General features: G+C 61.5%; 11 protein-coding genes. 7 read left to right on the forward strand and 4 right to left on the reverse strand.

Annotated elements, in window-relative coordinates:
- A partial coding sequence (locus G518_RS0123600) for an IS5/IS1182 family transposase (protein ID WP_028604633.1) occupies positions 1 to 317 on the forward strand: 317 nt, incomplete at its 5' end.
- Positions 318 to 739: 422 nt separating this feature from the next.
- On the opposite strand, the gene G518_RS0123605 is transcribed toward G518_RS0123600, so the two are convergent.
- From G518_RS0123605 to G518_RS0123620, 4 genes are all read right to left on the reverse strand, one after another.
- Positions 740 to 1789 carry a Bug family tripartite tricarboxylate transporter substrate binding protein gene (locus G518_RS0123605; RefSeq protein ID WP_084652188.1) on the reverse strand — a complete coding sequence of 350 codons (1050 nt, stop codon included), beginning with the start codon at positions 1787 to 1789 and terminating at the stop codon, positions 740 to 742.
- A gap of 115 nt (positions 1790 to 1904) precedes the next feature.
- The gene (locus G518_RS0123610; protein WP_028604635.1) at positions 1905 to 3485 is read right to left on the reverse strand and encodes a rhodanese-like domain-containing protein; all 1581 of its coding nucleotides are present in this window, start codon (positions 3483 to 3485) and stop codon (positions 1905 to 1907) included.
- Between the two features lie 277 nt (positions 3486 to 3762).
- Positions 3763 to 4809 (reverse strand): homocysteine S-methyltransferase family protein, encoded by a 1047-nt coding sequence (locus tag G518_RS0123615; RefSeq protein WP_028604636.1) that lies wholly within the window; start codon positions 4807 to 4809, stop codon positions 3763 to 3765.
- Between the two features lie 65 nt (positions 4810 to 4874).
- Positions 4875 to 5807 carry a LysR substrate-binding domain-containing protein gene (locus G518_RS0123620; protein WP_245598102.1) on the reverse strand — a complete coding sequence of 311 codons (933 nt, stop codon included), beginning with the start codon at positions 5805 to 5807 and terminating at the stop codon, positions 4875 to 4877.
- Between the two features lie 46 nt (positions 5808 to 5853).
- Between G518_RS0123620 and G518_RS36605 the strand changes: the two genes are divergently transcribed.
- The 6 genes from G518_RS36605 (at position 5854) to G518_RS0123650 (ending at position 12466) form a co-directional block, all read left to right on the forward strand.
- Positions 5854 to 6969 carry a threonine aldolase family protein gene (locus G518_RS36605; RefSeq protein WP_245598103.1) on the forward strand — a complete coding sequence of 372 codons (1116 nt, stop codon included), beginning with the start codon at positions 5854 to 5856 and terminating at the stop codon, positions 6967 to 6969.
- A gap of 61 nt (positions 6970 to 7030) precedes the next feature.
- Positions 7031 to 8011 (forward strand): tripartite tricarboxylate transporter substrate binding protein, encoded by a 981-nt coding sequence (locus tag G518_RS0123630; protein ID WP_028604638.1) that lies wholly within the window; start codon positions 7031 to 7033, stop codon positions 8009 to 8011.
- A gap of 174 nt (positions 8012 to 8185) precedes the next feature.
- A complete protein-coding gene (gene recQ / locus G518_RS0123635; protein ID WP_051237329.1) occupies positions 8186 to 10117 on the forward strand; it encodes a DNA helicase RecQ in 1932 nt (643 codons plus the stop codon).
- Between the two features lie 170 nt (positions 10118 to 10287).
- Positions 10288 to 10638, forward strand: a complete 351-nt coding sequence (locus G518_RS36610; protein ID WP_036595847.1) for a type II toxin-antitoxin system prevent-host-death family antitoxin — start codon at positions 10288 to 10290, stop codon at positions 10636 to 10638.
- Between the two features lie 21 nt (positions 10639 to 10659).
- Positions 10660 to 11295, forward strand: a complete 636-nt coding sequence (locus G518_RS0123645; protein WP_028604640.1) for an ATPase — start codon at positions 10660 to 10662, stop codon at positions 11293 to 11295.
- Positions 11296 to 11497: 202 nt separating this feature from the next.
- Entirely contained in the window at positions 11498 to 12466 is a 969-nt protein-coding gene (locus tag G518_RS0123650; RefSeq protein ID WP_028604641.1) for a Bug family tripartite tricarboxylate transporter substrate binding protein, read from the forward strand.
- Positions 12467 to 12517 lie beyond the last annotated feature (51 nt).

Raw genomic sequence — 12517 nt, forward strand, 5'->3', positions numbered from 1 at the left:
CGGGACGGGCTTTGCTGAGTAGCTTGGGGGCTCCCGATCGAGCTCTGCACCTGCTCATGGATCGCGCCTACGAGGGCAACGAGACACGGCAGTTGGCACTCGATCTGGGCTTCATTCCTGTCGTTCCTCCCAGGCAAACGCGGATGACGCCATGGGAGTACGACCGACAGATGTACAAACGTCGAAATGAGATCGAACGCCTCTTTCGCCGCCTCAAAGGCTATCGCCGGATCTTCTCTCGCTTCGAGAAACTCGACATGATGTTCATCGGTTTCATCACCTTCGCACTGATCGTCGATGGACTTCGTTTGTGTTAACACGCCCTAGTTCACGAAGCAAGAGCATCTTGCAGTGCTCTTGCCCGCCCCTTGCCCTGCGCTCCTCAGCACGGCCTCAAGGGGTGGGGAACCTGATTCGGGCCATTGCTGCGCTCGGCCCTGAAACTGTCAGTCGCAAGCGAAGGATTTTTACGCCCTCTCCCGCATGCGGGAGAGGGTGGGGCGGCCGGCTGCGGCGTGAGGGCCAGCAGCTTCTCAAGGATTCACTAGGCTTCATTCAGGAAGAGCATCGTCGGTCTTTTTTGCCATCTTTCATGCCACTAATTTGCTTAGTCCACGTGGATGCGCTGCCCCCTCACCCCCGCCCTCTCCCGCATACGGGAGAGGGAGCAAGATTAGTCGCGAGCACAGGGACCGTGCCTGCGCCTGACAGCGCGCCGTGAGCATGCCGCAACTTCATATCAGCGCAGCGAGATGCCGGCGGCCTTGATGACCTGCGCATAGCGTGGCCGCTCCTTCTCAATGCTGGCGGCCAGTTCCGCTGCGCTGCCGCCGGCGACTTTGTAGCCCATCTCATCGAGCTTGGAGCGGACCTCGGGCATGTTCAGGACAGACGCCATGTCTCGGTTGATCTTGTCGATGACAGGTTTTGGCGTGCCAGCGGGCGCGAGAAAGCCTTGCCAGCTCTCGACTGCATAGTCCGGCAGGCCAGCCGCCTCTGCCACCGTGGGCACATCTGGAAGCGCGGGGGAGCGGTAGGCTGTGGTGACGGCCAGCGCTCGCAGCTTGCCAGTACGCACCTGTTCGGTCACTGCGGCCAGCGTGATCACCAGGGCGTCGGTTTGGCCTGACAGCGTGGAGAGCGACGCGGGTGCGCCGCCGGAGTACGGGATGTAGTTCACCTTGATGCCGGTTTGCTGCGCCAGCATGGCATGAGATATCTGAGCGATGGTGCCATTGCCTGCGAGAGCCAGGTTGATGCTGTCGGGTTTCTCGCGTGCACGGTTCAAGTAGTCGCGCAGAGTCATCATGCCGGTATTGGGATGGACGACCAGAATTTGCGGATTCACTACCGCCTTGATGATGGGCGTGAACGATTTTTCAACATCAAATGGCAGGTCTTTCAGCAGCAAGCCAGCCAGCGTGAGACCTTCGCCGGTTTGCATCAGGGTGTAGCCGTCAGCCGCTGACCTGGCGGTGCGTGCCGCGCCAATGGTGCCCGTGGCGCCAGGCACGTTCTCCACCAGAACGTTCTGCTTCCACATCACTGAAAGCTTCTCGGCAATCAACCGTGTGAGTTTGTCGGAACTGCCCCCGGCAGCCACGGGCACGATGATGCGCACGGGCTTGGAGGGGTAGTTGCCCGGAGCGTCTGCGGCGAAAGCCGAATGACACCCTAGGCTGGCGGCCACTCCCGTGGCAGTGAAGGCTCCTGCTTGTCCAAGCCAGGCACGGCGCGATGGGGAAACAAGGGGCGGGAAAACGGCGGCGGCGATGTCTGACCTTGGCATAGTTGTCTCCTACTGGGTCGGTTGTGGTTGTAATCTGGTCGCGGGATGCCCACCGCCCCCCGCACATTTCAGTCGAGCGGGATGGCGGAGAAAACGGAAGAAGTAGCGCGGCGCTTCAGGGCAAGCGAAAGCCGGCGCGCTCTTGCGCATCCAGCTGCGCCACCAGACCGGTCTCCCAATCCAGGTAGCGCTGCGCCGCTTCCTTGTTGCCGTCATGACGGTCATGCACAAAGAAGAGGTAGTCGATGCATGCAGCATCTGGCGGGTTGTCGGGCGTGGCTTGCTCCGGGTAACCAGCAGCGAGCCAGGCCTGCATGCCGCCGGCCAGTAGCAAAGGCGCAGTCACGTGCTGCGGCCAGTCGCTGGCGACTGCCCAGGCGGCGGATGTGGCATCGTCGGCCACCAGCACCACTTGGCAGTTGGCCGGTAGGTGCTGCACCACCGCTTCAGCCAAGCGCGGCCGAATGGCCCAGAAGGCTTGAGGAATGTGCCCGGCTCGGTAGACCATGCCCGCGCGCAGATCCAGCACCACGGTGCTACCTGCTGCAAGGCGGGTGGCCAGCGCTTGGGCATCGATGGTGGCCAGGGGCGGTGGCTCAGGAATCACGGCCACATCCAACGCCAGGCCGCTCTCCAACCCATTGGCCAAGATGCTCACGTCATGCCCCATCTGGAAGAGCCAACTCGCCACAGTGGGCGCACGCGTGCCATCGCTGTCAAACAAAACCAGGCGCGCACCGCGAACGCCAACGAACTGATCCGCTGCCTGCAACATCTGGCCACCGGGGGTGTGGCGCGCACCGGGCAGGGACCGCACGGCAAATTCCTCCGCGGTGCGCACGTCGCAAAGATACAGGCTGCGGCCGGGCTCGACGGCCCAGGCCCTTACCGTGGCGGCATCTACCGTGGGAATAGGAAAGCGTGCGGCCAGTTGCTGCGCCGCGCCGGCCAGCGCAGTGCTGCCCGAATCTTCAGGGTAGAGACGGCGGCTTCCGTGGTCCAACTGGTGATCAGTCAAATACCACCCCTGCGTGCCATTTTCCAGCGCGTAAACCGGGTTGCTCACCCCCAGGTTGATCAGCGTCTGCGCGCCAATGATGCTGCGCGTGCGGCCCGCGCAGTTAATGACGATAGGAGTCTCCGCGTCCGGCACCAGTTGAGCTATGCGATAGGCCAGCTCTCCATTGGGACAGCAGGTAGCGGTAGGGATGCTCATCTTGCGGAACTCCGCCGCCGGTCTGCCGTCAATGACCACGGGTGCGTTGGCGCCCTGGAGCATGGCGGCGAGCTGGGTCGCGGTCACGCGGGGCGTATGGTAGGCCAGCTCGACCAATTCTCCGAAGGTCTTGGACGGAAGATTGACGCCAGCAAAGAGCACGTACCCCGCCCCTTGCCAGGCGGCAGCGCCACCTTCAAGCACATGCACCTCGGTGTAACCCAAGGCCACGAGGCGTGCAGCGGCGCGCTCGGCCACTTGGGGGGTACTGGCATCGCCTGCGTCATACACCACCATCCGCGTACCGCGCCGCGGCACCAGGCGAGTGACTTCCTGCTCCAGCACACTGTAGGGCACGGAAGTGGCGTAGAACAGATGCGCCTCACCATATTGGCCGTGCTCGCGCACGTCGAGTAGTGCGATCTCCTGCCCATCGTGCAACCAAGCCTTCAGGGTTGCTGAGGACACTGTCTGCGCCACGCCCTGCTCCATCGGCTTAATGGTGGATGCGGCGGCGGTGCCTTGCTGATCTGCTAACTGGCTCATGCTCTAGGTTCCGTTCATGTTTCACGGACTTTAAGCAGCCTTGAATCAAGAAACAATCGCGCTGCAGAAACTAAAACATAAATAAAATTTAAGCGTGAGTCGACGCGCACCACGGCAATGGCCACCCATGAAGAGGTAGCTGCTGCAGTGGTTGGCTACGCTCTGTTTCGAAGCAGCGGTGCCTTGGCCAAGCAAGGCACCACCACTGATTTCAAGCAGTCGCACTGTAGAAAGCGGCCCGCCGCGCGCCACGTGGTGCCAGCGGTAACACCGTGTCGGCAATGGCGCCGATGTGATCAGGCGTGGTGCCGCAGCAGCCACCCACGATATTGACCAGCCCCTCGGCAGCGAACTCATGCAGCAACCTGCTGGTGACTTCGGGGGTTTCATCAAAGCCGGTGTCGCTCATGGGGTTGGGCAACCCGGCGTTCGGGTAGCAGCTGATGAAAGTGTCTGGCGCGATCTTGCTGAGCTCCTGGATGTAGGGGCGCATCAGCGCGGCTCCCAGGGCGCAGTTCAGCCCCACCGCCAAAGGCCGGGCATGGCGCACGCTGTGCCAGAAGGCGGTCACGGTTTGGCCAGAAAGCACTCGGCCAGACGCGTCGGTGACGGTGCCGCTGATGATGATAGGCAAGCGCTCGCCGCTCTTGTCAAAGAACTCCTCTATGGCGAACAGCGCGGCCTTGGCATTCAGGGTGTCGAAGATGGTCTCGACCAGCAGCACGTCGGAGCCGCCTTCCACAAGCGCTTCTACCTGCTCGTAGTAGGACGCGCGCAGTTCCTCAAAGCTGGTGTTGCGCGCCCCGGGGTCGTTGACATCCGGGCTGATGCTGGCGGTCTTGGGAGTGGGGCCAAGAGCGCCGGCCACAAAGCGCGGGCGATCCGGCGTGCTGTATTTGTCACAGGCGGCACGCGCCAGCTGTGCGGACACGAGGTTCATCTCGCGCGCCAAGTCCTGCATGTCGTAGTCAGCCTGGGCCACCTGAGTGGCGCCGAAGGTGTTGGTCTCGATCAGATCGGCACCGGCCGCGAGGTATTTCTCATGAATATCCAGGATGACATCGGGCCGCGTCAGGCTGAGCAACTCGTTGTTGCCTTTGACATCCTTGTGGAAGTCTTTGAAGCGCTCGCCCCGGTATTGCTCTTCACTGAGTTTGAAACGCTGGATCATCGTGCCCATGGCGCCATCGAGGATGGCAATGCGTTTCTCAAGGATGGCAGGCAGCTCGGCGGCGCGGGTATAGGCTAGCGGGTTCATCCTTCGTATTGTAGGAACCCTGCACGCTCCTGGCCTCTCACCACCTTTGTGCCCCCACCCAGAGGTCACCTCCGATAGGGAGCGATGTGAGCCAGTTCCGTATCCATTACCTCGCGCACATGCTCCGTGAACGCGGCCTTAAGGCGCGAATGGGGTGCCCCAGGGGCTTGCATGAGGCCAAGGCGCACCGTCACGGCGGGCTTGAATGGCCGCACTTCGATGTCCAGATAGCGCTGCTCTTCCAGCGCCGCGAGCGGATTAATCACGCTCACCCCCATGCCGGCGGCCACCAGCGAGCACACGGAAGCGCCTAGATCAGACTCCAACGCAGTTCTGGGCCTGATGCCTTCGGCCACCAGTATGCGGTCGATGCGTTCGCGGGGTCCGCTGCCGAGCGGAAATGACACAAAGGCCTCACCGTCAAGATCCGTCGCATGAATCTGCGCTTTCTGCGCCAGGCGATGCTGCTTGGGAAGTATGCAAACGCAGTCCATGCTGAGGAGTACGGAGACATCTATACCCGGCGGGTCGCCATCGTAGAGGATGGCCAGGCCCAGCTCACACAAGCCCGAACCGATCCATGTATTCACAGTGGACGCTGCGCCTGAATGAATTGTGACCAGCGTCTCAGGGAAATCGCGTTTGAAGCGCGCCACCGCTTTGCTCACGATCCCGCCCGCGATGCGCGGCATAGCCGCCACGGCCAGACGATCGCCGCCAAACGTACGGATATTGGAGGCCGCCGCTTCCAACCCTTGAATTCCGGCGAATGCCTTTTCAACATCCTGGAAGAAGCGCTTGCCATCAATGCTGGGCAGCAAGCGCGTGCCGATGCGATCAAACAGCGCAAAGCCAACGATGGCCTCCAGTTGAGCCACCAGCCTGCTGACCTGAGGCTGGGAGGTGTGCAACCGCCGCGCGGTCTCCGTCATCGATCCAGTCTGCATGACGGCACGAAAGGCTTCGATGTGCTTGAGAGACATGCGGCGCGTTGTCATATCAGTATTGTATAAGCCATAGGTAAAAAAGCATTTCACGCATTGAATGATCGCTGCAATACTGGCAGCCATGATCTCCCAAACTACGTCCCACCAAGGGGTGCAAGCACATGCCGAGGATGCGCCGGGACCCTTCACGGACCTGCGCAGCGATACCGTGACGCTGCCCACCGCCGCGATGTATGAACGCATGCGGCACGCTGCACTGGGTGACGACGGCCTCGATGGAGATCCTACGGCGCGTGAACTGGAAGCGCTGGCTGCCCGCACATTCGGCAAGGAGGCGGGCCTTTACGTGCCGACAGCCACCATGGGAAATCTGCTCGCCGTGCTGACGCAGGTCCCGCGGCAAGGCCAGGTCGCCATGGAAGCGACAGCACATATGTTTCTGACCGAGCGCGGTGGTGCCACCCTGGGCGCGGTCGCCTACCTGGGCATTCCAGGCACGGCGGGTGAGATGGACTTGAGCGGCCTGAAGCAAGCCTTGCTACGCTCGAACGCACTGCGCACGGAACTGGTGTGCATGGAGACCACGCACGTCAACGCAGGTGGCGCAGTCTTGTCTTTGGCGCATATGCGCGCGGTCCGAGACCTGGCTCACGGGGCCGGGGCTCGCGTGCATATCGACGGTGCGCGTATCTTCAATGCAGCCGTGGCGCTGCAAGTGGCCCCGGACGCCGTGGCCGGCTTTGCGGACACCGTCTCCATCTGCCTGTCCAAGGGGCTCAGTGCGCCCGCCGGCGCGGTGCTGGTCGGGCCTGCGGAAACGCTTTCCCGAGCACGGCAGTTGCGCAAGATGCTCGGCGGCACACAGCGCCAGATTGGCATCCTGGCGGCAACTGGCCTGGAAGCCATCGAAACAATGCCCAAGCGGCTAGCGCAAGACCACGCCATGGCGAATCAATTGGGCGCCGCGTTGCGCGCCGTGCTTCCAGACCAAATTGGCCTTACCGGGCCGGCGACCAACATCATCTTCGTTGAATTGCCCGACGACGTTCCAGAAAGTGCCGCATGGGCGCGGGAACTCCAAAAACACGGCGTGCTCATCCGCCCTTGGGGTCAACGCCGGATACGCCTGGTCACACATCGGCATATCAACTCGGCCTCCATTGCCGCTGCCGCCGCTGGGTTTGAAAAAGCCGCCAGCGAACTACTCGGCTGAAACCCCGTTTGAGCAACGCCGTCTCCATATCCGCAACGAACACACCATAGGAGTTATCGCCATGCATTCTCTTTCCAGACGTCAATTTGCTACTTCTCTCCTGGCCTTGACTGCCGGCTCTGCGAGTCAAGTTGCATGGGCCAACGACTTCCCGAACCGCCCTATCCGGCTGGTCGTTCCCTATGGCGCCGGGGGTGGCTCCGATTTCGTGGGCCGGCTCATCGCCCAGAAGCTGACCGAGACCGCGAAGTGGAACGTGGTGGTAGACAACAAAGCAGGCGCGTCCAGCATGATCGGCACGGACGCCGTGGCCAAGAGTGTGGCCGATGGCTACACCTTGCTTTTAGCCGACACCGCGCATGCGACCAATGCCGCTGTGGTGGCCAAGCTCTCATTTGATCCAGTCAAGGACTTCGCGCCGGTCACGCTGGTGGGTTCATCGCCCCAGTTGCTGGTGGCGCATCCCTCCCTTCCTGCCAATAACCTCAAAGAGCTGCTGGCACTGCCGCGCAGTCAATCGCGCCAATTTGGCGTTGGCACTCCTGGCCAAGGCTCTGCCCCGCACCTGCTCTATGAAATGCTCAAACTGCAGAGCGGCATGGAGCTTGTCAATGTGCCCTACAAAGGCGGCGCCTTGGCATTGAACGATGCCGTAGGTGGACAAATCCCCATGGTGATCAATTCAATGCCTGCGTGCATGCCGCACATCGAAGCCAAGCGCCTGAAGGTGCTGGCCATCGCCAGCCCAGCGCGCAACCCCAAGCTGCCCAATGTTCAGACATTTGCGGAAAGCGTTCCTGGGATTCTTGGCAGCGCATGGTACGGATTCATGGCGCCCGCGAACACGCCTGCGGACATCCTGCAAGAGCTGGACTCCACGATCCAGGGCGTATTGAAGTTGCCCGAGGTGCAAGCCCGACTGGCCAGTGCTTTCATCGATCCCTTGCCACCTGGGCCTCAAGCCTTCGCGAAGCTGCTGAAAGACGAGATTGCGCGCTTCCAGGACGTCGTTAAGCGGACTGGCTTCACACAGAACAGTTAAGTTTCAGCGAGATTTTGTTTCTCTTCATATCACCATGGAGCGCAATCCAGCGCCCGCGGTGAGTGCTGAGCGATCGCAGAATGCCGGCAAGCCTTCTGCTCGTGATAGGCTCCGCTGCCGCTTTGGTTGCAGACACGCCCCATCTCGAATTTTGCGCTCGCCGCTAGAAACTCCATGACGACTGTTGATCACGCGCCTGCGCGCGTGCCGCTTGCCATTTTGCAAGAGGTCTTTGGCTATCCCGCCTTCCGCGGCCAGCAGGCCGCCGTGGTCGACCATGTGACATCCGGCGGTGATGCGCTGGTGCTGATGCCCACGGGCGGAGGCAAAAGCCTCTGCTACCAGGTGCCCGCCATTGCGCGCCAGCGCGCCGGGCGCGGGGTAACTCTGGTAATTTCCCCCCTCATTGCCTTGATGCACGACCAGGTCGGTGCACTGGATGAGGCGGGCGTGCCGGCCGCGTTTCTCAATTCCACGCTCGATTGGGAGCAAACCAAGGAAGTGGAGCGCAAGCTGCTGGCCGGCCAGCTCACACTTCTGTATGCCGCTCCCGAACGCATCTCCACCCCCCGGTTTTTGGGCCTGCTGGATACGCTGCACGCGCATGGAAAACTGAGCCTGTTCGCTATCGACGAGGCCCATTGCGTCAGCCAGTGGGGGCATGATTTCCGGCCTGAATACCGTGCGCTCACGGTACTGCATGAGCGCTGGCCCAGCGTGCCACGCATCGCGCTGACGGCCACCGCAGACGACACCACACGGGCCGACATCGTGGAGCGCCTGCAGCTTCAGGAGTCGCAGCAGTTCGTCAGCAGCTTCGACCGGCCGAACATCCGCTACACCATCGTCGAGAAAAAAGACCCCACCACTCAGCTTCTGCGTTTCATCCAGAATGAGCACACGGATGAATCGGGCATCGTTTACTGCCAATCCCGGCGCCGGGTAGAAGAATTGGCACAAACACTGTGCGAAGCCGGCCTGGACGCCATGCCCTACCACGCCGGCCTGCCGGCTGCCGAGCGGCAAGCCAACCAGGACCGCTTCCTGCGCGACGAAGGCGTGATCATGGTGGCCACCATTGCCTTCGGCATGGGCATTGACAAGCCAGACGTGCGCTTTGTAGCCCACATCGACATGCCCAAGAACATTGAGGGCTACTACCAGGAAACGGGCCGCGCTGGCCGTGATGGCGGCCCCGCGCAGGCCTGGATGGCCTACGGCCTGCAAGACGTGGTCAATCAGCGCCGCATGATCGACGAAAGCCCCGCAGAAGACGCTTTCAAGCAGATCATGGTGCGCAAGCTGGATGCGCTGCTGGGCCTGGCCGAGGCCATCGACTGCAGACGTGCACGGCTGCTGGCGTACTTTGGTGAGCAAATGGTGCCTGCCAAAGATCCCTCTGGCGCTCATACGCAACCGTACTGCGGCAACTGCGACAACTGCCTGCAACCACCCGATGTATGGGATGCCACTGATTGCGCGCGCAAACTGCTCTCCACCATTTACCGTGTTCAGCAGATGAGCGGCATAGGCTTTGGAGCCGGCCACATCATGGACATCGTGCGCGGTAAATCCACCGACAAGATGAAGCAGTTCGGCCATGAGGAGCTTTCCACCTTCGGTCTGGGTGCTGAGTTCAGCGAACCACAACTTCGGGGGGTGTTGCGACAATTGATCGCTGTTGGCGCCTTGCATGTTGATGCGCAGGCTTTCAACACCCTTCGCCTGCTAGATGGCGCCCGCCCTATCCTGCGCGGCGAGCAGCCAGTTCGCCTGCGCGCCGCCAGCGCCAAACCGGAACGCGCGCGCAAGGTCCGTGGCGAACGCGCCGAGCGCGGTTCCCGCAGCCGGGCCACACCGCCAGCAGCCGCTGAGCTGGACGCCGCCGGGCAAGCTCGTTTTACCGCGCTGAAGGCTTGGCGCGGTGAGGTGGCACGCGAGCACAACCTGCCCGCCTACGTGATCTTCCACGACGCCACCCTGGCCGCCATTGCGGCACGTGACCCTCAATCCTCCGCTGATCTGCAAGGCGTGACCGGCATTGGCGCCACCAAGCTGGAACGCTACGGCGAAGAAGTCCTGCGGGTAAGTCGGCAAGCCGGGTAGAGAGCGACACCCTCCCCCTGGCTTTGGCCACAGCATCCCTCCTCATGCGCCCTGCGCTCCCCGGGAATTGCCCGTGCACAGACAGGCGCTGAACAAGCATTCTGGCCAGGTCCAGCAATAAAAGGGTAAAAAGGGTATATTTGCCTTATTGAACCCGTAAGGATCCTGCCATGAGCGCTATTGCCTTAGCCTTTGACCAACTGCCCCGTACGCCTGCTTCAGATGTCAAGAAGCTGGGATGGCGCGGTGTCATGCGCGCGGTAGGGCGTGAGGGCAAGGTATTGGTGACCAACCATGATCGGCCAGAAGCCGTGATCTTGTCCCCGGATGAATATGAGCGCCTGACACGCGCTGCAGCCGCTACCGAAGCACGGCAGGAAGACGCCATCGACGCCCTGCGCCGCCGCTTTGACGACCGCCTGGCTACCTTGCAGCAAGCAGACGCCGGTCAGCGCTTGCGGGAGGTGTTTGCACAAGGCCCTGAACTGCAAGGCAAGGTACTCGCTGGCGGTAGTCACTAAAAATCTGCTCTCGCTCTAGTTGTGCCCGCACCGCGTCCTGTTCTTTACGTCCTGGCTGGGGTCAACGGCGCAGGTAAAAGCAGTATTGGCGGGCATTTGCTCACACGTGCTGGTTTGACTTGGTTCAATCCGGACACGTTCGCACGCGAACTCCTTGCAGCCATCCATTGCGATCAAACCACCGCCAACGCCGCCGCCTGGACTGAAGGACAGCGCCGGCTGGATGAAGCGCTAGCCAAAGGGCAAAGCTTCGCTTTTGAAACCACGCTGGGCGGACACAGCGTAGCCAAGCGATTGAAGGGTGCCGGACAAACGCACGACGTATTGGTCTGGTTTTGCGGCCTGGCTTCGCCCGAACTGCATCTGGCCCGTGTTCACGCACGCGTGGCGGCCGGTGGCCACGACATTCCTGAAGCCAAAATCCGCGAGCGCTGGGTAGCTTCCATTGCCAACCTCATCGCCCTCACGCCTCACTTGGCCGAGATACGCCTATTCGACAACAGCGCCACCATCGCACCCGGCCAGCCCATACCGGATCCACTACCGGTAGCCGTGATCCAGCAGGGCCGATTGACTTGGCCCTCTGTCAAAGACACTGATGTGCTGGCCCGCACGCCGGACTGGGCCAAGCCGGTGCTTGAAAGTGTGATCCATTAAATCGGCGGGCTGCGCTCAGGCTCGGGTTAACCACCACCGCTATGACGCGCTACATATGGCTGAATTGCCGTTCGCCCCGTAGCGCCAGAGACCTGATACGACGAAGATTCACGGTTCGGGCTATGCGCTCGGGCCGCCCTGCGGCGCCCACTTCGAGCCTCACAGGCCATCATCCCATTCAAAATAAAAGGAGATTCTCAGCATGATTTCAAAGTTGGTTACCCACGGAGTTGCAGGTTTTCTACTCGCCAGTTCCACCATGGCGCTTGCTCAGGACTACCCCAACCGCCCCATCCGAATGGTGGTGCCCTTCGCCGCTGGGGGTGGTGCTGACATCGTCGCACGCGCAGTTGCACAGCCCCTTTCCAAACGCCTGGGTCAGCCCATCGTGGTCGACAACAAGCCAGGTGGCGGCGCCACACTGGGAGCTGATCTGGTGGCCAAGTCCCCGGCCGATGGATACACGATCCTCTACACCACGCCTGGCCCGCAGATGACCAACCCCTATCTGATGAGCAAGCTGCCCTATGACCCTGCGCGCGATCTCGTGCCGGTGGCGTCAGTGGCCATTGTTCCCAATGTGCTGGTCGTGAGCAAAAACGTACCTGCCCGCACCGTCAAAGAGTTCATCCAGTACGCCAAAACCAACCCAGGCAAGGTCAATTACGCGAGCGCGGGTATTGGGGCGAGCAGCCATCTGGCGGGAGAGCTCTTCAAGCAATCCGCCGGTATTCATATGGTTCACATCCCCTACAGAGGTACCGGCCCGGCGCTGGCGGATCTGCTTTCAGGAGAGGTTCAAGCAGCCATCGACAGCATCGCCGTTTACAAGCAGCACATCGACTCCGGGGCGCTCAAGGCCCTGGGTGTTGCCACGCGCCAGCGTTCGAAAGCACTGCCCAATGTGCCCACCATCGCCGATGACCTCAAAGGCTTTGATGCAGCGCCGGTGAACTACATCTCGGTCCCCGCCAAAACCCCGCAAGCGATCGTAGACCGCCTGAACACTGAAATCAACGCAGTGCTGCAATCAGCGGAATTGCAGGAACAACTCGCCACGCATGGTGTTATTCCTCAAGGGGGAACGCAGGCTGAGATGGTTGCGCTCGTGCGCAGCGAAGCCGCCAAATGGAAAAAGGTGATTGAAACTTCTGGTGCCAAGCTGGACTAATGCCAAGCTGGACTAATCCAGCTCAGCAAGCTCACGTGGATGGTGTTCTTT

Origin of the sequence: Ottowia thiooxydans DSM 14619 (assembly GCF_000422885.1) — a bacterium.
Classification (GTDB): Bacteria; Pseudomonadota; Gammaproteobacteria; order Burkholderiales; family Burkholderiaceae_C; genus Ottowia; species Ottowia thiooxydans.